The organism is Patescibacteria group bacterium (assembly GCA_041651155.1).
Taxonomy (GTDB): Bacteria; Patescibacteriota; Patescibacteriia; order CAIXNZ01; family CAIXNZ01; genus JAPLYF01.
In genome coordinates, this window is the sequence record JBAZJU010000004.1 from 101577 (window position 1) to 120862 (window position 19286).

Consider the following 19286-nt stretch of genomic DNA (forward strand, 5'->3'; position numbering starts at 1 on the left):
CCGCAAATCCAACATGGTTTGCGGCTTCAACTCGAGCATAGGACAGTGTCATATGTTGGAGATTGAAAAAAGTACCTTAAAAAGGAGAATTAAATTATGCCTATAGTAACTGGAGAATTCAGAGATCATTTTACAGTAGAAGTAGAGGAGATGCCTAATCAATATGGTAAATACACTCTTTACGTGGATTTAGGTGAAGAAGTAAAAATTTTTATCCGCTATAGTAAAAGCGGCGAAAAATACCCTTGCAAAGAATTAAAAATGGAAATCAGCGGAATTACTAGAAGAGGATGCTGGAGAAGAATAACTAAGCCTAAAGAAAAATTGGAATCCTGGAAAAATAAACAAGGGTTAGGTCATTGTGTGGTATTTCATGATTGGCAAAGACCAGATATTCATCGGTTATTTGTTGATCTGGGAACTGAAGTAATAATTGAAATCAGGCGCTATACCGGTAAACTACTCTGGGGACATTGGCCGGAGCTAAAAAGCAATACTGAAATCGGCACAATAACAGCTAATGGGACTTGGAAAAGAAACATAAAACCAAAGGAGGAATCAATTTCGGTCAATCCACCTTTGGCGGATTGACCCTCAACTTGAGCATATGACAATGTGTCGTATGCTGGAGATTGGGAAATGAACCTTAAAAAAGAAGGGTCGCTTTCGCATAAAGCTATGGCGACCAAAAGGAGGAAGAAAATGAGAATCAACAAAAATAGCTGGCATTATCGTTTGGTAGAAAAAACGATTGAAGATCACAGGTTTCATGTGGGGTGGAACCACAAATTACCTGAAAAAAAATGCAGATATTTTTTAATCTTACTGCATGGTATTTTTTCTTACGCAGTTGGGCCTGCATTAATAATGATAGGTCTTTGGCTCTTTATTATTCACCGTAAGGAATGGGTTTACATTTTACTAACATTTGCAATCTTTGCATTTGTTAGTACTGTATTTACTCTATTTGGTTACGGCTTGCATAAGCTGTATAAGTCACATGAAGAGGACTTCAAAAAATGGTTCAAAAAATGCAAAGACAAAATTTGCACTGATGTTGAGTATTTCTAAAAAATTTTCGGTGAGCCAGATCTAATAATCTGGTTCACCTTTCGTCTTTAGCCCGGGAAATTTTTTCATGGGTTAAAAAACGGTCAATGCTAACCGTAGTCCCGCCAACGCCGGGACGTAGGTTGGAAATGTTCTTTACAAAGAAAGGAGAAAAGAATGGGAAAAAAAGAAATGCTTGAACTTTTTCACAAACAAGAAAGTGTCCATGTTTCCAGGGATGATGCCAGGTTAAGTGATTTAGAAGCTGTGCTTGGTGTTAATGTTTTTGATTTAGCTATTACAGATTTAGCAGAAATCAAAGACAGGCAAGAGGTTTTTGTTTACTTGCTAAATAATCCACAGATTTTTGATCGGCTATTTGTCGCTTGGACTGAAATTGGCAGTTGTACTGTCCCGACAGACAGCGGCCAGCAGTTTCTATCTTACTATGAAAACCTGCGCTTTAAAAATACCGATTTTTGGCTCTGGACGGAAGGGGTGCTCAAGAATCTTACAGGTGAATTGCCAAAACGGATTGAACAAGCACTCGAAGTTATTAAGCAGGAAAAAGATGATTATTGCCAGGAAGAACTAGATCTGGCTGAAGCTATGGTCGCGGATTTAACCAGGTCAATAGTCGTTGAAGGTGTTTTGGATTTGCAGGTTAAGCGCCCAGGCCAATTTTTTCAGACGTTAGACTGGTCAGAATTGGTTTGTTGTGGTGTGGATTTGTATATTTCGCCTCAAATCCCAGAGCAATTCCAGGCGCCTGAATGGCTGGGCTCAGCCGGCCGTTATGTTGCTCAAAAAGTAAACAGCAAAAGAACGCCTGTCGAAAAAGAGAAAAGCTTCCAGATCAGAACAATTCCTGGCCCTATTCTGGAGGATATACTTGATTATTTCAGAAGCTGCTTCAAAGACAAATCTGAGTTTTTCAGTGCATTTCATAAGCTGAATCTGAAAATTTACTACAGCTATGAAAAAGGGCGATTGCACGTCAAAGTCCTTGATTGGAATTACAATGTCGGCAAGATTAGCCCTGCTGAAAAAAGAGATGCTGAAGCGCCTAATTTCTGTGGCCTGGAAAATATTGAGGACAGAAGAAAAATTGATAATATCATTATCGAATCTCTTACTGTCAGGTCTTCTGAAAATGAGCAGGGACGTTTGAAAGATGGTTTGAATAAGTATGTTTCTTTGACGCAGATCGATGCTGAAAAAACCTCTGCTTATTATCATTCTGCTGATTTTTCTACTTTGCTTCGCAAATACAGTGCTCAGCTTAAGATGATTAATGACTGGCATCAAAGAGTGGTCAATCTTTTCCAAGAGTTGTACAGCTATTATCGGGTGACCCAGTCATTGGTTCGAATTTCCGAAAATTATAACCTGCCCTTGGTTATGCCTGAAGTATCAGATCATGGCAATGTTTTGGAAATTAGCCAGTTTGCGCCGATCAGAATAGGGCAGAAAAGGCATATTCAGCCGTTTAGCCAATTTTTAGTTAATGGTCAAATGCTTAACTTAACTGGCAGAAACGGTTCAGGCAAGACCACTATTCTTTTAGCCATGCTTGATCTTTGCCTGATGGCCCAGTCTGGATTGCCAGTCTTTGCACAATCAGCCAAAATGTCAATTAAAAAGTATTTTCTGCTTAGCTTTTTGGAACGTGTTTCTGATGACAGTACTTTCAAAGCCAAATTGCGCAAAGACATGGGCGTAGTTTCTGCCATTAAAGGCCTAGACGCTGATGACAGGAAAAATGTTTTGGCTATTATTGATGAGCTGGGTTCAGCCACAACACAGGGAAGTGTTAATGCCGTAGTGATGCCTTTTGCAAATTGGCTAAGCCAAGCCGGTGTCAGCGCCATTCTTTCTACGCAGATTCCAGAGCTTAGCCATTATATGGCCGATAATCTGGGCGTAAAAAATTTTAAGATTGGCTCTAATTTTACCCTGGAAGAGGGAATTGGTGAAGGCGAGCCTGATATTGTGGCCGAAGAAATGGGCTTTTTCAAACTCTTAAGCTCCTAAATTTATTTGGGCAATTCCGCGTAGCGGAATTGCCCTTCAACTCGAGCATAGGACTTTGTCGTATGTTCAAGGATGAAAAAATGTTCTTTACAAAGAAAGGAGAAAAAATGGACTTTTGGTTTTTTAGTATTTTGATTATTGCAGATTTTTTTGCAATAATCTGGATCGCATATCATTTTAAAAAAGAAAATGCTCCCAAAGTTGAGGTTTATTTTAAGCTTATCGGAATCCCAATTTTTTTCGGAGCAATAATGCCATTATTATTGGGAGAGAAAAATTTCTCAGAATATTGCTTCTGTGTCGGTTTTGGACTTTTAGTATCCTTAACCGGCTTGATTAGCTACAAAATAATCAAGGTCAAGAAATAACCTGCGAAGGGAGGGAAAAATGAAAAAGCTACAAAAACACTTGATCGCTTTGGCTATTATTCTTCCACTTAACGGTTACTTTCTTGTTTCTTTCTGTCATTATCGAATGCCAACTACTTTAGTAGCCTGTTCAGTAATAGCCGTTGTATGGTTAGGGATTGCAGCAATGTATGAACAGCAAAAAAGTTAGGTAAAACCTCTAGATAAGGAAGATATAAAGACCGAGTTAAATCGGTCTTTTTTAATTGTCCCCATTATTGTAGCATGATATAATTGACATATATATTTAAAAAGGGTATTATTTAATATTATGCCATTAACTAAAAGAGTAAAAGATCAGCTATTAAAAGCTTTTTTTGGAAAAACTTATGTTCCAAGCGGGCTTTATGAACTTGAGCATTATTTCCGGTTATATGAGCCGATCCATTTTAATTTTGAGAAAAAAGACGATAATATTATAGCGATTAGTACAAATTTTAAGTATGGTTCAATTATTACTTCTGCTAAAGATGAAAAAGAGCTGGATGAAAATATTAAAGATGCGATTTTAACTTCATTTGAAGTCCCTTCTTCTTATTCTAAGACAGCAAATATACATAAAGTAGAACAAGAAGAATATGCCCTCGCTTAGCGAATTGCCAGGAGAAATCAAAAGAAAGAAATTTACCAAGGCGTTAATTCGGCTTGGTTTTATTATTAATAAAAAGGGCGGTGATGGCAGCCACTATAAAATAACCTGGCCAACTACCCAAAAATCAATCACTATCCAATCCAAATTAAGAAAAGATGTTTTATATTATTTATTAAAGGAAATTGAAGAAGTAAGCGATATTACATGGGATGACATAAAAAGGGAATTATGAAAAAAGTTTTTTTGGGTGTGCTGGACTAATTACCTAACTCATTGACAAAAAGATATATTTTTGCTTAAGTTAAAGCAATCTTTGAAAATTTTTAAAAGCCATCTTAACTGAAAGTTTTAGGTGGCGAGGAGGTAATCAGATGGGTGTGATCGTAAGTTTTATTTTGCTACTCAGTGGTTTGGTTGGCTTTGCCATTATTGCCAAAACTGTCGGCCTTAAGCGTGATCCAGATAAAATGCTTATTGCCGGGGTTTGTGCAGGCATTGCCAAAAAGTTTGGCGTAAAACCAGTGGTGGTACGCCTGGCTTTTGTACTTTCGGTTTTATTGGTAGGTTTTGGCATTTTGCCTTATGTCATTCTCTGGATTATTCTGGAGAAAGAGAAATAAACACGCGTAAAAACCAAAGGAAATAGGAAAGGAGAAATAAAATGGATGAAAGACCAATTCAGGTTTGCATTGTAGGAGCTCGCGGAAAAATGGGACTGGAAATAGTCAAAGCTGTTAAACAAGATCCTGATCTCACAATAATGTGGGAGATTGATCTGGAAAATGCGCCGGTTAAATCAATAACCGCTGTACCCTGGAAATTTGCAAAAGACACGCTTGATGTTGTGCTTAATTTCACCAACCCTGAGGCCACTATGGAATCAGCCATCTGGTGCGCAGAACATTCAAAACCCTTGGTAACAGGGACAACTGGCTTAAGCGAAGAACAGCTAAAAGAGCTGGTGCGTTTGGCCAAAAGAAGAGTCCCAATGGTCTTTGATTCAAACATGAGCCTGGGAGTCAATCTGATTGACAAGCTGTTACCGAAATTCGTATCCACACTCACTGGCTTTGACATTGAAATGGTAGAACTCCATAATAGCAATAAAAAAGATTCGCCTTCAGGCACAGCCATCCGTTTTGCGCAGACTTTAGCCAAAGCCAAAGGCGGAAAAATCTCCTTTGGCCGGGTCAAAGGCCATTATGATGAACGCCCCATGAATGAAGTGGTAGTGCATTCAATTCGCGGCGGCACAGTGCCCGGAGAACACACTATTTACTTTATTGGCCCTGATGAGGTGATTGAAATTCATCATCGCGCGCTTTCCCGCAGGATTTTTGTCCTGGGCGCGCTCAAGGCAGCCAAATGGGTTGTCAAAATGGCAAGACCAGGGCTTTACAACATGAATGATGTTTTGGGTCTGTGACCATCATAATCGGCTGGACAATGCTTCAGCCAATTTCAAGATAAGGAGGAATGAAAAATGGCTGCCAAAAATATGGAGGCTATCAGAAAATGGGTACGGGAAAATCGCCCGGGTTTAAGTAGAGAAATGGACAGAATTCTTGATTCAGATAAAGAGCAGGGTCCGGGTATGTTATCTCTCTTAGCCATTGGCTTTGAAGCCGGTCGTGCTTTTCAAAAAGAACATCCGAATGCGCCTGATGGAGCCGAGGCGTATTAATAAGGGGAATAAAATGACATTCAAATGGGCTATGATATTATCATGGTCCATTTTTTTATTAGGTTACCTTTTAAATTAGATGCTAATTTTAGCCTTAAAATAGTATTTTCCACTTGATTTTTTATGCTTAAAATGATATTTTTAGATTAGATATTAGAAATAAGAAATTGGATATTAGGGAATGGAAGATTATTTAAAATTTTAACCAAATATCAATCTCAAATTTCAAGTATCTAATTTCAAGTATGAATGAAAAAGCCAGAATTTCCCTAATAATTAAAGGCCGAGTGCAAGGCGTTTTTTTTCGTTATGCCACAGAAAAAGAAGCTGAAAAACTTGGTTTAACTGGCTGGGTTAGGAATAATAATGATGGCACAGTTGAGATTTTGGCTGAGGGTGATAAAGATATGCTTGATGAATTGATTGTTTGGTGCAAAAGCGGATCAAGATTGGCAAAGGTAGAAAATATTGATGTGAAATGGTTGCTATATGTCGGGGAATTTAAGGATTTTGAAATTATTTAAGGAAACTAATATACTAATTAGTTACGAATAATACTAATGGGATAGGATGATATTAGTATTATTAATATAGTATTTGTAAATTCGTATCAATATGCATTTAGATAAATTCACACCAGCTGAAAGAAAAAAATATAGATGGCGGGAATATATTCCAGGTTTAATGATCTGGACTACTTTTATCGGCTCAATTGTTTTATCTTTTATCAAGCCGCTGTGGGTAATTTATATAATTATCCTTTATTCTTTATACTGGATCTTGCGGCTTTTTTATTTTATTTTTTATTCTATTTTGTCGGCTTATACTTTTAATAAGCATATTAAAATAGATTGGAAAGCAAAAAGGGAATTACTGCCAAACTGGCAGGATTATTATCATTTGTTTATTTTGCCAACATATTCAGAACCATATGAGGTTTTGGAATCTTCTTTAAATGGTATTTTAGCCACAGGCTATCCGACTGATAAAATTATAATTGCCATTTCCTGGGAGGAAAGGAAAAAAGAAATATATGATGTTGTGGAGCCAATAATCCGGGAAAAATTTGGCAATAAATTTTTTAAATTTTTAACCACTATTCATCCTGATGGCCTGGAAGGTGAAATCAAGGGCAAAGCTGCCAATGCCAATTGGGTGGGCTGGAAATGCAAGGAATTGATTGATCAATTAAACATTCCTTATGAAAAAGTAATCGTGTCATATTTTGACTGCGATACTTTTGTCCATCCGAAATATCTGGACTATCTGACTCATGCCTATATGACACATCCAAATCCGACTCGTTCATCTTTTCAGCCAGCTGTTTTGTATAATAATAATATCTGGGATGCGCCAGCGCCCATGAGAATTACTGCCTTTTCAACGGTTTTTTGGCTGCTGGCAGAATTAATGCGCCCGGACAGGCTCTATACTTTTTCTTCGCATGCCATGAGTTTTAAAGCTTTAGTGGATGTTGGCTTTTGGGAAAAAGATATTGTGACTGATGATTCGCGCATTTTTTTGCAATGCTTTATCCATTACAATGGCGATTATGAGGTTACGCCAATTTATATCCCAGTTTCCATGGATACGGTGATTGCCGATACTTCAATTTGGGAGGGTTTTAAAAGTTTGTACAAGCAGCAAAGAAGATGGGGCTGGGGTGTGGAGCATTTTCCGTACATGCTGTACCATTTTAATAAAAAGAAAGATTTGATTCCATTTAAAACCAGGATCAAATATATTTGGAATTTGGGCGAGGGCATGTATTCCTGGGCTACTGCGCCGATTTTGCTTTTTGTTTTGGGTCGTTTGCCTCTGTATGTGGCTGGTCCGGCAGTTAAAGCCACAGTCATTGCCCAAAACGCGCCTTTTGTCCTGCAGTGGCTAATGAGAATTGGCATGATTGGAATTTTTGTATCTGCTATTTTAAGTTTAAGGCTTTTGCCGCCACGGCCACAGCACGAGACCAAGTTTAAATGGTTGATTATGGCTTTACAATGGGCTTTATTACCTATTAATATTATTATCTTTGGCGCTATCCCTGCGGCTGAAGCCCAGACTAGATTGATGATTGGAAAATACTTGGGGTTTTTCGTGACGCCGAAGACGAGAAAATAAAATTCAAATAACAAATGACAAATAACAAAATAAATCCAAAGCTTAAAATTCAAATTCCTAGTTTTAAATTTTAACATTTGATATTTGAGATTATTTTGTCTTTTGCCTTCGCTCCGCGTTGCGGAGCTACGGCAAACGAAGGTTTGAGCTTTGTAATTTGTCATTATAAATATTATGAGTAAAGTTTCTATTCATCTAATCACCTGGAATGGTGAAAAATATATTGAGGAATGCTTAAATTCAATTTTAGCCCAGTCTTTTACAGACTACATGCTGATTATTATTGATAATGGTTCCGTAGATCAGACAGTCAAAATAGTGGAAGAACAATTTTTGCCTCTGTTTGGCGAAAAATTGCGCTGGGTTAAAAATAAAGAAAATTTGGGTTTTTCAAGAGCTCATAACCAGGCGCTTTTGTGGACTGACTCAGACTATGTCCTGACTTTGAATCAGGATGTGATTTTAGAGCCAGAATTTATCAGCCAGGCTGTGGAATTTTTAGACAAACAGCCGCAGGTTGGCTCTGCCACCGGCAAAATTTTACGTTGGCAATTTGAAAATGACGGAACCTTGAAAAAAAGCGAAAAATCAGATATTATTGATACACTAGGCTTGAAGATTTTTAAATCTCAGCGGGTGATTGATATTGGAGCCGGAGAAAAAGATCAGGGCCAATATGATCAGCCGGTAGAAATTTTCGGAGTCAGCGCGCCCTGCGCAATTTATCGGCGTAAAGCCTTGGCTGATGTGCGGTATAAAGACGAATTTTTTGATAATGATTTTTTCAGCTATAAAGAAGATGTTGATCTGGCATATCGCCTGAGGTGGCGCGGCTGGTTGAGTTTTTATTTGCCACAGGCCGTGGCTTACCATAAGCGCAGCGCCAAGTCTGAAAATAAAGAAAATCTTTTGAATAAAGTTAATTTGCGCAAAAATAAAAATCAGTTTATTAATTATCATTCGTATAAAAACCATTTATTTGTCTTGGTAAAGAACATGAGTTTGAAAAATTATTTTAGATATATTTTTAAGATTAAATTTTACGAATTTAAAAAGTTTCTTTACATCTTATTTTTTGAATGGTCAACGCTGGCCAGTTTAAAAGAATTTTTTGCCAGATTAAAAAATATCAGGGCCAAACGTAAATTTATTATGTCAGGCAGGTTGGTTAAGGATGAGGAAATTAGGAAATGGCTGGCTTGAAAAATGACAAATAACAAAATCCAAAAAACAAAAAAATAACAAATAACAAAATTCAAATAACAAATTTTAGTATTTAGATTTTAGATTTATTTTGTCCGACTTCGGCTCGGCTAATTCCCGAAATAGTGCAAATAATTTTCCTGCGAAGCCGAGACGAGTCATTTGAGTTTTGACATTTGAATTTTAGAAAATTATGGATTTATCAATTATTATTTTGAATTACAAGACCAAGGGGCTGGTCAAGCAGTGCATACGCAATGTGATGGTCTCAACTGCAGATTTGGCTTATGAAATTATTGTGGTAGATAATGGTTCTGGCGATGGTTGCGAGCAAATGATGAGAGAAAATTTCCCAGATATTAAATTTATCCAGACTGGCAAAAATTTAGGCTTTGCCGCTGGCAATAATTTTGGACTCAAAGAAGCAGCCGGCAAATATATCATGATATTAAATCCTGATGTGACTGTTTTGAACCATTCAATTGAAAAAATGGTGGAGTTTATGGAAAATAATCCAGCAGTCGGCTTAGCCGGGCCAAAGCTCATTAATCCGGTCGGCACGTATCAGATTTCCTGCCGCACCTGGCAAACCCCGAAATTAATTTTGTACAGGCGAACGCCAATTGGGCGCTTGCCCTTTGCCAAAAAAGAATTGGCTCAGCATCTGATGCTGGATTTTGACCATCAAGCCAATCGGCCAGTTGACTGGGTCATGGGCGCCTGCATGCTGGTGAGAAAATCTGCCCTGGAAAAAGTCGGCCTGCTTGATGAAAGATTTTTCTTTTATGTGGAGGACATGGATTGGTGCCGCAGATTTTGGCAAAATGGATTTAAAGTTTATTATTTAGCTGAAGCTGAAATGGTTCATTTATATGAAAGAGCCTCGGCTTTGGAAAACTGGAGCTTTTGGACTTTTAATAAAATGACCAGGCGGCATATTGCTTCCTGGATAAAATATTTTGCTAAATATTTAGGGACTAAAAACAATGCCAGACAATAACAGCCAAAATTTAAATGAATTCAGGCCGCAGGCACCGCAACCTGATTTTTCCAAAATTACAGAAAAACCAAGAAAGCCCCGCGCTAAAAAGATTATTTGGCTTGCGCTAAAAATTTTGGCAGCTCTGCTTTTAATTTTAATAATCGGCGCAGGTATTTTAGCAGCTATCTATTATAAAAATTTACAGCAGTCTTACAGCCTGACAATGGAGGCGCGCACTAATTTGGAAACAGCTTTGCATCAGATTATTAACCGAGATTTTAAAGGCGGCGCAGATTCCATTGCCAAATCCAATGCTGATTTTATTCAGGCCAAAGCTTTGCTTGATAAAATTGTTATTGTCCGCCAGATCCCATATTTAGGCCAGCAAATAAAAGCAGTGGATCAGGTTTTGATTGCAGGCATAAAACTCACAGACAGCGGCTCAAAAGTTGTTTTATTAATTGATGATATCGTGGCTCCTTTAGCTAATGAATCAATCACTTATGCCAGCATTACTACTGCGCAAAAATTAGTAATTTTAAATAAAATCGTGGCTTCAGAAAGTTTGCTGACCCAGGTCCAGGCAGATATTGATGAGGCAAATAGCGCGATTGAATCAATCCCGGCAGATGATTTGGTCAAGCCTTTGAAAGACGCAATTGATCCTTTAAAAACCAATTTGCCCAAAGCCAAACAGCTGATTGACCATGCTTTGCCCATGCTGAGCGTGATTCCCAAGGTTGTGGGTTTTGATGCGCCCAAATCATATTTATTTTTACTGCAGAATAATGATGAGCTTCGGCCAACCGGCGGATTTATCGGCACCTATGGCGTTTTAAAATTGCAAAACGGCGAGATACTACAATTTGATACGGACAACATTTACAATTTGGATGGTTCTACTCAGCACATTATCAAAGAACCAGCGCCTCTGCCCATTGCCAAATATCTGGAACAAAAAGACTGGGCTTTGCGCGATGTTAACTGGGCGCCTGATTTTCCGACCACTGCCAAAAATGCTTTAGACCTTTATAAAAAAGAAAATCTGGCTTTGATTGATTTGAAAAAATCAGGCCAAAAAGTCAGCGGGGAAAAAGGCGCTGCTCTTGTTGAGACTATTCCTTATGAGCCAAATTTATATGGGGTCATTGCCATGACTCCGGAAATTTTGGGCGGACTTTTAAAATTAACCGGGCCGATTGTAGCAGGGGACATGGTATTTACAGACAGCAATTATCAGGATCAGCTGGAATTAATGGTCGGCAAACTTTATCAGGAATTAAATATTCCGATTTCCCAGAGAAAAGGCATTATCAAACAATTAGCAGATCAGATCAGAGTAAAATTAATGGCTTTGCCTTTGACTAAGTTGCCGGATATTTTAGATGTGGCTTTTACTGCTCTTGATCAAAAGCAATTAATTTTTTACAGCCTTGATTCTGATTTGCAGAAATTAATTTTGGAGCGCAACTGGGGCGGTGAAATAAGAGATACTAATGATGATTTTTTAATGGTGGTTGACAGCAATTTGGCCAGTTTAAAAACAGACCAGTATGTTAAGCGCATCATTTCCTACGGACTTAAATGGCAAAATGGAGATTTAATTGGCCAGGTTAAAATTACTTATCACAATAATGCTGATTTTACCTGGAAATCAACCAGATTAAGAAGTTATACCAGAGTTTACGTGCCTTTAGGCAGTGAATTGGTCAGTTCAAGCGGAGCCATGGAAAACGATAAGATCAAAGATCCCAGCCATCAGCCAGGGCAGGTAGAAGTGAACCAGGAATTTAATAAAACTTATTTTGGCGCTTTTATTTCCATTGAACCGCACGAAACAGGTGTTTTAAGTTTTGATTTTAAATTGCCTCAGCGAATTAAAGACCAGATCAATGCAGGCGCCTATAATCTACTGGTGCAGAAACAGCCGGGTGTAATCCCTGATTTGACTTTAGACCTTAAATTTGATAAAACTATTAAATCTGCCAGCCCAGCTGAAGCAGAAAGTGAATGGTTTAATACCTCGTACAACTTGAATACAGCTTTGGATAAGGATGAGAGTTTTACGGTTAGCTTTAAATAAAATTTTCATTTATCAATTTTCAAACATTGTAAATTGAATATTGCAAATTGTAAATTAATTCCATATGTTTAGAAAAAAAATCGGCATTGATTTAGGCACTACAAATATTTTGGTTTATTTGCCCAAAAAAGGCGTGGTGATTAATGAACCATCAGTGGTGGCCATCTCAACGACTGACAAAAAAATAATGGCAGTAGGCATTGAAGCCAAAGAAATGTTAGGCAAAACGCCTGACACGATTATTGCGCGCCGACCTTTGAAAGACGGCGTGATCGCTGACTATAAAACAACTGAAGCCATGTTGCGCTATTTTATAAATAAAGCCTTAGGCGGCATCAGATTCTTGCGGCCTGAAGTCATGGTCGCTGTGCCGGCTGGAATTACTTCAACTGAAAGAAGAGCAGTGATTGACGCCACCATGGCAGCCGGAGCCAAGGCCGCTTACATTATTAAAGAACCGATTGTGGCTGCGATTGGCGCTAATATTCCGATTGGCAGTCCGGCCGGCAATATGATTATTGATATTGGCGGAGGCACGGCTGAAGTAGCTGTTATTTCTTTGGGCGGCATTGTGGCCAGTTCTTCAGTCAGAGTTGGCGGCAATAAATTAGACCAGGCCATAGTTGAATATACGCGCCGCAATCATAATCTGGCTATTGGTGAAAGAACAGCTGAAGATATTAAAATTAACATTGGCGCAGCTCTTTCAATGGAAGAACCTTTACTCATGGAGGTTAGGGGCAGGGACATGATCACTGGTTTGCCGCGCACAATTACCATGACCACCAATGATGTGGTTGAAGCCATTGAATCTCCTTTGGAAGGCATTATTGAAGCAGTAAAGGACGTCTTGCATAATACTCCGCCAGAACTGGCTGCTGATGTAATTGATAAAGGCATAATCATGAGCGGCGGCACTTCACTTTTACGTAATATTGACCAGCTTTTATCCAAAGCAACTGGCGTGCCGGCCTATGTAGTTGATGACGCGCTTTTCTGTGTGGCCAAAGGCACAGGCATTGCTTTAGAAAATTTAGAATCATATAAACGCTCAATTTTAGGGCAGAAGTAGGTTAGAGATTAGAATTAAGAATATAGAATATAGAATATAGAATTAAGACGCTTGGCTAAGGCCAGGTTTTTTAATTTTAAGACCTTTACGAGCTTTATATTTTTCGCTATAATTAACACATGAAAAACTATAATTGGGGAATTATCGGACACCAAAAAATTAGCCAGTTTTTGCAAAAAAGCCTGGATAATAACAAGCTGGCCCATGCCTATTTGCTGGCTGGGCCAGAACATCTGGGCAAAAGTCTGCTCGCGGAAAATTTCATGGCTTCTATTTTATGTCAGGATTATCATGCCAATTCAGGGCTAAAAGCTGAGAGCCTGCCCTGTGGCAAGTGTATTTTTTGCGACCAGCTAAAAAAAGGCATTCATCCTGATGTTTATTTTTTAAAAAAAGAAGAAGAGAAAAAAAATATCAGCGTGGAGCAAGTCAGAGAAATGCAAAAATTTTTATATTTAACTTCTTTTTTAAATTCCTATAAAATCGCATTAGTTGAGCATGCCGAGGATTTAAGCGAGAGCGCGCAAAATGCGCTTTTGAAAGTGCTGGAAGAACCGTGGCCTAAAACCATTCTGATTTTGATTTGCCGTGATGCCAATCTTCTTTTGCCCACAATTATTTCCCGCTGCCAGGTATTTAAATTTTTGCCTATTTCAACAGATGAGACTTATCATTATTTAATTGAATTAGGCGCAACCCGCGAACAAGCCAGGATCTATTCAGCTTTAGCCTGCGGACAAATCGGCGTAGCAGTTAATTTTTTACACAATCCGGAAGCATTTAAAATATATCTGGAAAAAACAACTCAGCTTTTAGAACTGTTTAGCGCTAAACTGACTGATAAATTTAAACTTATAGAAAATCTGTTGGCTAATTTTGACAACCACGCAGAACGATTGGAATTTTTATGCCAGGAACTGAATGCCTGGCAGATATTGGCGCGTGATCTGATTTTTGTCCAGAATAATTTAAATAATTTGGTCACTAATGTGCATTTTCAGGAGCAACTTGCCAAATTAGCCGGGATTAATCCAGCTGCTAAGTTGGCGAGCCTGATTGAGAAAATTAGCCGGGTCAAACAAATTTTAGCTTATAATATAAACCCGCGCCTAGCCGTGGAAAATTTAATTATAAATATGTAAATTTAATATGTTAAGCTCAAAAGCCAAGAATTTTAAAAAATATCTTTTATTAATAGTTTTGGGCGCAGCGATTTTTCTTTTAGCTGGCTGTGTTACTATTAAAACAGTGCCTAATGGCGGCGGCCAAGCAACTGCTTTACCTCTGGGGATTTTTAGATCAGAGGATGCCAGTACTACCTGGCTGTCAAAATCAGCTTTGCTCAACGCTGAAGGAAAAGCTCTGACCATCGGAGATGTGAGCGTTGGCCAAATCATACTTGATCCGTCTGATCACCTGACTTTATACATTGCGACTGATAAAGGATTGTATTATTCTAATGACGGAGCTGAGAGCTGGCAGCAAGTCCCGCTGTTTGGCACGACAGCTATTAATAATGTGGCTATAGATTATTTTGACAAATGCAATATTTATGTAACAGCCGGCCAATCAATTTATAAATCATCTGATTGTTTGCGCACCTGGCAGGAAATATATTTTGACAAGCGGGCCGGTCTGCAGATTACTAATGTCTCTACTGAGCGTTACAACAAAAACAATGTTTATGCGGCTAATAGTTTTGGTGATATTTTAAAAAGCCTTGATGCCGGCAAAACCTGGCAGATTATCAAAAGAATAAATAATCCGATTAGGCAGATTTTAATTGACAAAGACGATACGCGCATTATTTACTTTGCCACTGAAAGCAATGGTTTATTTAAAACACTGGATGGCGGTAAAACCTGGAGTGATGACAAGGCGCAAACCGATTTAAATAAAGGGTTGGACCCATTTTTTGAATCCAAGACTTTCCATTATTTAGTGCAAGACATGACTCAGAAAAATTCTTTGCTTTTGGCCTCAAAATTTGGCTTATTGAAATCATCTGACGGCGGCATGACCTGGGAGAGCATAGAATTAATCACGCCTGAGCGCGGAGCCAATATCTATTCTCTGGCTGTTGATCCGAAAGATGATAAGATAATTTTTTATGGCACTGATTCAACTATTTACAAATCATTTGACGGGGGAAAAAATTGGGCCACCCAAAAATCGCCGACCAGCGGGGCAGCCAATATCCTGCTAATTGACCCGCAGAATTCAAAAATAATATACTTGGGGGCAAAGGTGATTAAAAAATAATTAAGCATTTTAGATTTTTAGAATTTTAGTGTTTTAGTTTTTAGCTAAAAATCTATAATCTATAACACTATAATCTAATAAAAAAAATTATGGCAAACACCAATCAATTTATTGAGCAAAAAAAGGCTGACTTTGACCTGGCAGTTGAACACTTTAAAAAAGAAATTAGCTCTTTGCGAACTGGCAGGGCTCAGTCAACTTTAGTGGAAAATGTCATGGTTGAAGCTTATGGGGCGCAGACGCCTTTAAAACAAGTAGCGTCAATTAGCGTGCCAGAAGCTAAAAGCATTAGCATTGAGCCCTGGGATAAAAGCATTATTAAAGAAGTGGAAAAGGCTCTGTCATATTCAAATTTAGGCCTGTCCGTGGTTAATACCGGTGAAAAAATAATTGCCAATCTGCCGCCGATGACAGAAGAAAACCGCAAAGAATTGATAAAATTGTTAAACCAAAGAAACGAAGCAGCCAAGATTAATTTGCGCCAAATTCGCGATAAAGTTAAAGAATCTATTATAGAAGCGGAGAAATCAAAGGATGTGACTCAGGACGATAAATTCCAGTTTTTAGCTGATCTGGATAATTTTGTCAGTGATTACAATCATAAGATTGATGACATCAGCAAGCAGAAAGAAGAAGAGATAATGACGGTTTAAGTTAAAAGTTAAAAGTTTGTAAAGTTTATAAAGTGAAGAATAAAATTACATAAATATTATGAAAAAAGAGAAAAAACAAGATGATAACAAGTTGGAAAAAATCGTGTCTTTTTGCAAGCGACGCGGTTTTGTTTATCCGTCATCAGAAATATATGGAGGGTTGAGCGCGATTTATGATTATGGGCATTATGGGGTTTTATTAAAAAATAATATCCGCGATGCCTGGTGGAAAGAAATGGTGCAGTTAAGAGATGATGTTTTGGGTTTGGATAGCGCAATTTTTATGCATCCGCAGACCTGGATTGCTTCGGGGCACGTTGCAGGCTTTAACGACCCGCAAATAGATTGCAAAAGCTGCAAAAGCCGGCTTAGGGCCGATCATCTTTTGGAAGAATATGGGATTAATCTGGATAAAGCAACGATTGAAGAAATAAATACGGCTTTGGACAAATTGCGCCATGATATAAAATTGGCCTGTCCTGTCTGTGGCTCTAAGGATTTGACCAAGGCCAAAATTTTTTCCTTAATGGTCAAATCAAATTTGGGTTCGCCGACAGAATCATTGTCTGAAGAGAACGTTGTTTATTTAAGGCCGGAAACATGCGGTGGCATTTATTTAGAATATAAAAATGTTTTAGATACCTTGCATCCAAAATTGCCTTTTGGCATTGCCCAGGTAGGCAAGGCTTTTCGCAATGAAATTGTGGCACGGCAGTTTATATTCCGCACACGTGAATTTGAACAAATGGAAATGCAATACTTTTTAAAGCCTGAACAAATGAAAGAAAAATATGAGATGTGGAAAAAATTGCGCTGGGCATGGTATTTGGACTATGGCATTCCAAAAGATAAAATTCGTTGGTATAAACATGAGAAACTGGCGCATTATGCGAGCCAGGCTTATGATATTGAATTTGATTTCCAATCCTTGGGCGGTTTTAAAGAAGTTGAAGGCATTCATGCCAGAGGGGATTGGGATTTATCCCAGCACGCCAAATTCTCTGGCGCGGATTTAACTTACTTTGATGAAGAAACCAAGAAACGACTTATCCCGCATATTATGGAAACTTCGGTGGGATTGAACCGCTTGCTTTTGATGTTTATTGATAATGCTTTGGTTGAGGAAGACGTTGATGGCGAGAAGAGAGTGGTTTTAAAAATTGATAAACGTTTAGCGCCAGTTAAAATCGCTGTTTTTCCTTTATTAAAAAATAAACCTGACTTAGTGAAAAAAGCCAAGGAAATTTATATTAATTTACGAAATTCATATTTTTGTGAATTTGATGACAATGGCAATATTGGCAAGCGTTATCGTCGCCAGGATGAAATTGGTACGCCTTATTGCGTGACAGTTGATTTTGAAACTTTGGAAAAAGATGACAGTGTGACAGTTAGGGATCGTGATACGATGAAGCAGGAGAGGGTGAAGATAGGGGAATTGGAAGATTATTTTAAAAAGAAATTAGGTTAGAATTTTAGAATATAGAATTAAGAATTTAGAATTAGGATTGAAATAAAAGAAAAATCCAGCCCGTCGTGAGCTGGATTTTGAATTTCACTTTTGTTTGTAGGTTGACAGAAAATTTCCCAATCTGTTTATGGCCTCTATCAGATCATCTTCATGGGGCAGAAAGACCATGCGGAAATGATCCGGCTTAGGCCAATTGAATCCTTTGCCTGGCGTGAGTAGGACATAATGTTTTTCCAGAAAATCAAGGAGAAATTGTTCATCACTTATGATATTGAATCTCTCAGTGTCAATTCTCGGAAAAAAATATAAGGCGGATTTTGGTTTGAAACAGCTGAGACCAGGAATGCTAGTGAGCAGTTTGTATCCTATTTCCCTTTGTCTGTAAAGACGACCATTTGTGGCAGTCAGATCAAAGATTGATTGATAGCCGCCTAAGGCTGATTGAATTACGATTTGCCCTAGTGCATTTGCGCCAAGACTTTGATCGTGAAGCTCTTTCATGCCTTGGATAAATCCCTCAGCAATTTCAGTATTTCCAGAAATCGCTGCCCAACCAGAGCGCCATCCTGGCAAACGATATGCTTTAGAAAGTCCGTTTAGTGTGACGATCAGCAAATCATCCGCCAATGAGGCAATGGAAATGCTTTCATTGCCATCATAGATTATTTTGTCATAAATCTCATCGGAAAAAATCGCCAATTGGTGCTCGCGTGCGATTTGGCAGATTTGAAGCAGCATTTCTTTGGGTATGATAGCGCCTGTCGGATTGTTGAATGGAATTATGACAATCGCTTTTGTTCTGTCTGTGATTTTGCTTTTGAGATCTTCCAGATCTGGTAGCCACTCATTTTGTTCGTCACAGAAATAATAGACAGGCGTACCTCCGAAGGCAATGATTTTGCTGGACCAAAGGGGATAGTCAGGTGAATTAACGAGTATTTCATCCCCTGGATTAATGAATGATTCGCAGATTTTGGCAATTTCATCAGAGACCCCATTGCCACAGAAAATGTTTTCAAAATCAAGTTTTTCTACGTTTTTGGTTTCGTAATACTGTAATATGGCCAGTCTAGCCTGGGTTAAGCCTTTTGATTCAGTATAACCGAAAGTAAGCTTGATATTATCCCAGAGAAAACGAATCATCTGCCACGGAGGTAGCAGTCCAAATGGCGCTGTGTTTCCGATGTTTAAATGAAGAATTTCATGGCCTTGTTTTGTTAATTCTTTGGCCTTGTCTAGTAATGGACCACGAATATCATAATTGGTTTTTTCCAGCCGTTTAGCTTTGCCGAAAATTCTTCTAATTATTTTAGGCATTTTGCCCTCCCTTCGGTCGCTGTAGCTTTATGCGTAGGCGACCTTTTTTTGTTTAGTTGTCAAAGTGATTATTTTAATTTATCAGAAATTTTGGTTCTTGTCAATGATTTTTGATAAGTTGCACGAAGTTTTATTCGGTTATATGAGGTGCCTTAATCTCTCGCTTGCCCGCCGCAGCTCCGATGGAGCGAAGGCGGGTGGATTCGCATTAGCAATATTCGTATATATGGGTAGTATGAATTAATTCTGTTGAAAATTTCTATGGTTGCAAGTCACTGAAGTTCGCACTCTCGTTAAAGTAACCGCTCTTAATTTCAATGCCTGGGAAGTGCGAACATGCTTACAGCGATCACGA

At 38.4% G+C, this 19286-nt stretch carries 21 protein-coding genes; 20 read left to right on the forward strand and 1 reads right to left on the reverse strand.

Going from position 1 to position 19286, the window contains the following annotated elements:
- Positions 1 to 96 precede the first annotated feature (96 nt).
- The 20 genes from WC460_04105 to WC460_04200 all read left to right on the forward strand — a co-directional run bounded on the left by WC460_04105 (position 97) and on the right by WC460_04200 (position 17614).
- Positions 97 to 591 (forward strand): hypothetical protein, encoded by a 495-nt coding sequence (locus WC460_04105; GenBank protein ID MFA5188517.1) that lies wholly within the window; start codon positions 97 to 99, stop codon positions 589 to 591.
- 111 nt (positions 592 to 702) lie between these two features.
- Positions 703 to 1071, forward strand: a complete 369-nt coding sequence (locus WC460_04110; protein MFA5188518.1) for a hypothetical protein — start codon at positions 703 to 705, stop codon at positions 1069 to 1071.
- A 156-nt stretch (positions 1072 to 1227) separates the two neighbouring features.
- Positions 1228 to 3084 carry a hypothetical protein gene (locus WC460_04115; protein MFA5188519.1) on the forward strand — a complete coding sequence of 619 codons (1857 nt, stop codon included), beginning with the start codon at positions 1228 to 1230 and terminating at the stop codon, positions 3082 to 3084.
- 62 nt (positions 3085 to 3146) lie between these two features.
- Positions 3147 to 3452 (forward strand): hypothetical protein, encoded by a 306-nt coding sequence (locus WC460_04120; GenBank protein ID MFA5188520.1) that lies wholly within the window; start codon positions 3147 to 3149, stop codon positions 3450 to 3452.
- A gap of 19 nt (positions 3453 to 3471) precedes the next feature.
- A complete protein-coding gene (locus WC460_04125) occupies positions 3472 to 3642 on the forward strand; it encodes a hypothetical protein (GenBank protein MFA5188521.1) in 171 nt (56 codons plus the stop codon).
- A 120-nt stretch (positions 3643 to 3762) separates the two neighbouring features.
- A complete protein-coding gene (locus WC460_04130; GenBank protein ID MFA5188522.1) occupies positions 3763 to 4083 on the forward strand; it encodes a hypothetical protein in 321 nt (106 codons plus the stop codon).
- Entirely contained in the window at positions 4070 to 4315 is a 246-nt protein-coding gene (locus WC460_04135; protein ID MFA5188523.1) for a type II toxin-antitoxin system HicA family toxin, read from the forward strand. Before WC460_04130 ends, WC460_04135 begins: the two co-directional genes overlap by 14 nt.
- Before the next feature lie 139 nt (positions 4316 to 4454).
- On the forward strand, positions 4455 to 4703 hold the full coding sequence (locus WC460_04140; GenBank protein ID MFA5188524.1) for a PspC domain-containing protein: 249 nt from the start codon (positions 4455 to 4457) through the stop codon (positions 4701 to 4703).
- Between the two features lie 41 nt (positions 4704 to 4744).
- Positions 4745 to 5509, forward strand: coding sequence for a 4-hydroxy-tetrahydrodipicolinate reductase (dapB, locus tag WC460_04145; protein ID MFA5188525.1), 765 nt, complete (start codon positions 4745 to 4747; stop codon positions 5507 to 5509).
- A 57-nt stretch (positions 5510 to 5566) separates the two neighbouring features.
- Complete coding sequence (locus WC460_04150) at positions 5567 to 5767, forward strand: hypothetical protein (GenBank protein ID MFA5188526.1); 201 nt, start codon at positions 5567 to 5569, stop codon at positions 5765 to 5767.
- 245 nt (positions 5768 to 6012) lie between these two features.
- Positions 6013 to 6291: an acylphosphatase gene (yccX, locus tag WC460_04155; protein MFA5188527.1), complete on the forward strand. Its 279-nt coding sequence runs from the start codon at positions 6013 to 6015 to the stop codon at positions 6289 to 6291.
- Between the two features lie 91 nt (positions 6292 to 6382).
- Entirely contained in the window at positions 6383 to 7888 is a 1506-nt protein-coding gene (locus tag WC460_04160) for a glycosyltransferase family 2 protein (protein MFA5188528.1), read from the forward strand.
- A 174-nt stretch (positions 7889 to 8062) separates the two neighbouring features.
- Positions 8063 to 9091: a glycosyltransferase family 2 protein gene (locus tag WC460_04165; GenBank protein MFA5188529.1), complete on the forward strand. Its 1029-nt coding sequence runs from the start codon at positions 8063 to 8065 to the stop codon at positions 9089 to 9091.
- 193 nt (positions 9092 to 9284) lie between these two features.
- Complete coding sequence (locus WC460_04170; protein MFA5188530.1) at positions 9285 to 10091, forward strand: glycosyltransferase family 2 protein; 807 nt, start codon at positions 9285 to 9287, stop codon at positions 10089 to 10091.
- A complete protein-coding gene (locus tag WC460_04175; protein MFA5188531.1) occupies positions 10078 to 12156 on the forward strand; it encodes a DUF4012 domain-containing protein in 2079 nt (692 codons plus the stop codon). The genes WC460_04170 and WC460_04175 overlap by 14 nt, the downstream gene beginning before the upstream one ends.
- Before the next feature lie 64 nt (positions 12157 to 12220).
- Positions 12221 to 13228, forward strand: a complete 1008-nt coding sequence (locus tag WC460_04180; protein ID MFA5188532.1) for a rod shape-determining protein — start codon at positions 12221 to 12223, stop codon at positions 13226 to 13228.
- A gap of 119 nt (positions 13229 to 13347) precedes the next feature.
- Entirely contained in the window at positions 13348 to 14370 is a 1023-nt protein-coding gene (gene holB, locus WC460_04185; protein MFA5188533.1) for a DNA polymerase III subunit delta', read from the forward strand.
- Positions 14371 to 14377: 7 nt separating this feature from the next.
- Entirely contained in the window at positions 14378 to 15490 is a 1113-nt protein-coding gene (locus WC460_04190; GenBank protein ID MFA5188534.1) for a YCF48-related protein, read from the forward strand.
- Positions 15491 to 15579: 89 nt separating this feature from the next.
- Complete coding sequence (gene frr, locus WC460_04195; protein MFA5188535.1) at positions 15580 to 16143, forward strand: ribosome recycling factor; 564 nt, start codon at positions 15580 to 15582, stop codon at positions 16141 to 16143.
- 58 nt (positions 16144 to 16201) lie between these two features.
- Entirely contained in the window at positions 16202 to 17614 is a 1413-nt protein-coding gene (locus tag WC460_04200) for a glycine--tRNA ligase (GenBank protein ID MFA5188536.1), read from the forward strand.
- Positions 17615 to 17698: 84 nt separating this feature from the next.
- Here the strand turns inward: WC460_04200 and WC460_04205 are convergent, their stop codons facing one another.
- Positions 17699 to 18931, reverse strand: coding sequence for an aminotransferase class I/II-fold pyridoxal phosphate-dependent enzyme (locus WC460_04205; protein MFA5188537.1), 1233 nt, complete (start codon positions 18929 to 18931; stop codon positions 17699 to 17701).
- Between the last annotated feature and the right edge of the window lie 355 nt (positions 18932 to 19286).

Bases quoted from the DNA above. Each gene is read 5' to 3' on its own strand.
- WC460_04200 (MFA5188536.1), top strand. From the start codon at position 16,202: ATGAAAAAAGAGAAAAAACAAGATGATAACAAGTTGGAAAAAATCGTG.
- WC460_04180 (MFA5188532.1), top strand. From the start codon at position 12,221: ATGTTTAGAAAAAAAATCGGCATTGATTTAGGCACTACAAATATTTTG.
- WC460_04125 (MFA5188521.1), top strand. From the start codon at position 3,472: ATGAAAAAGCTACAAAAACACTTGATCGCTTTGGCTATTATTCTTCCA.
- WC460_04140 (MFA5188524.1), top strand. From the start codon at position 4,455: ATGGGTGTGATCGTAAGTTTTATTTTGCTACTCAGTGGTTTGGTTGGC.
- WC460_04150 (MFA5188526.1), top strand. From the start codon at position 5,567: ATGGCTGCCAAAAATATGGAGGCTATCAGAAAATGGGTACGGGAAAAT.
- WC460_04160 (MFA5188528.1), top strand. From the start codon at position 6,383: ATGCATTTAGATAAATTCACACCAGCTGAAAGAAAAAAATATAGATGG.
- WC460_04175 (MFA5188531.1), top strand. From the start codon at position 10,078: ATGCCAGACAATAACAGCCAAAATTTAAATGAATTCAGGCCGCAGGCA.
- yccX (MFA5188527.1), top strand. From the start codon at position 6,013: ATGAATGAAAAAGCCAGAATTTCCCTAATAATTAAAGGCCGAGTGCAA.
- WC460_04130 (MFA5188522.1), top strand. From the start codon at position 3,763: ATGCCATTAACTAAAAGAGTAAAAGATCAGCTATTAAAAGCTTTTTTT.
- frr (MFA5188535.1), top strand. From the start codon at position 15,580: ATGGCAAACACCAATCAATTTATTGAGCAAAAAAAGGCTGACTTTGAC.
- holB (MFA5188533.1), top strand. From the start codon at position 13,348: ATGAAAAACTATAATTGGGGAATTATCGGACACCAAAAAATTAGCCAG.
- WC460_04115 (MFA5188519.1), top strand. From the start codon at position 1,228: ATGGGAAAAAAAGAAATGCTTGAACTTTTTCACAAACAAGAAAGTGTC.
- WC460_04110 (MFA5188518.1), top strand. From the start codon at position 703: ATGAGAATCAACAAAAATAGCTGGCATTATCGTTTGGTAGAAAAAACG.
- WC460_04170 (MFA5188530.1), top strand. From the start codon at position 9,285: ATGGATTTATCAATTATTATTTTGAATTACAAGACCAAGGGGCTGGTC.
- WC460_04105 (MFA5188517.1), top strand. From the start codon at position 97: ATGCCTATAGTAACTGGAGAATTCAGAGATCATTTTACAGTAGAAGTA.
- dapB (MFA5188525.1), top strand. From the start codon at position 4,745: ATGGATGAAAGACCAATTCAGGTTTGCATTGTAGGAGCTCGCGGAAAA.
- WC460_04205 (MFA5188537.1), bottom strand. From the start codon at position 18,931: ATGCCTAAAATAATTAGAAGAATTTTCGGCAAAGCTAAACGGCTGGAA.
- WC460_04165 (MFA5188529.1), top strand. From the start codon at position 8,063: ATGAGTAAAGTTTCTATTCATCTAATCACCTGGAATGGTGAAAAATAT.
- WC460_04190 (MFA5188534.1), top strand. From the start codon at position 14,378: ATGTTAAGCTCAAAAGCCAAGAATTTTAAAAAATATCTTTTATTAATA.
- WC460_04135 (MFA5188523.1), top strand. From the start codon at position 4,070: ATGCCCTCGCTTAGCGAATTGCCAGGAGAAATCAAAAGAAAGAAATTT.
- WC460_04120 (MFA5188520.1), top strand. From the start codon at position 3,147: ATGTTCAAGGATGAAAAAATGTTCTTTACAAAGAAAGGAGAAAAAATG.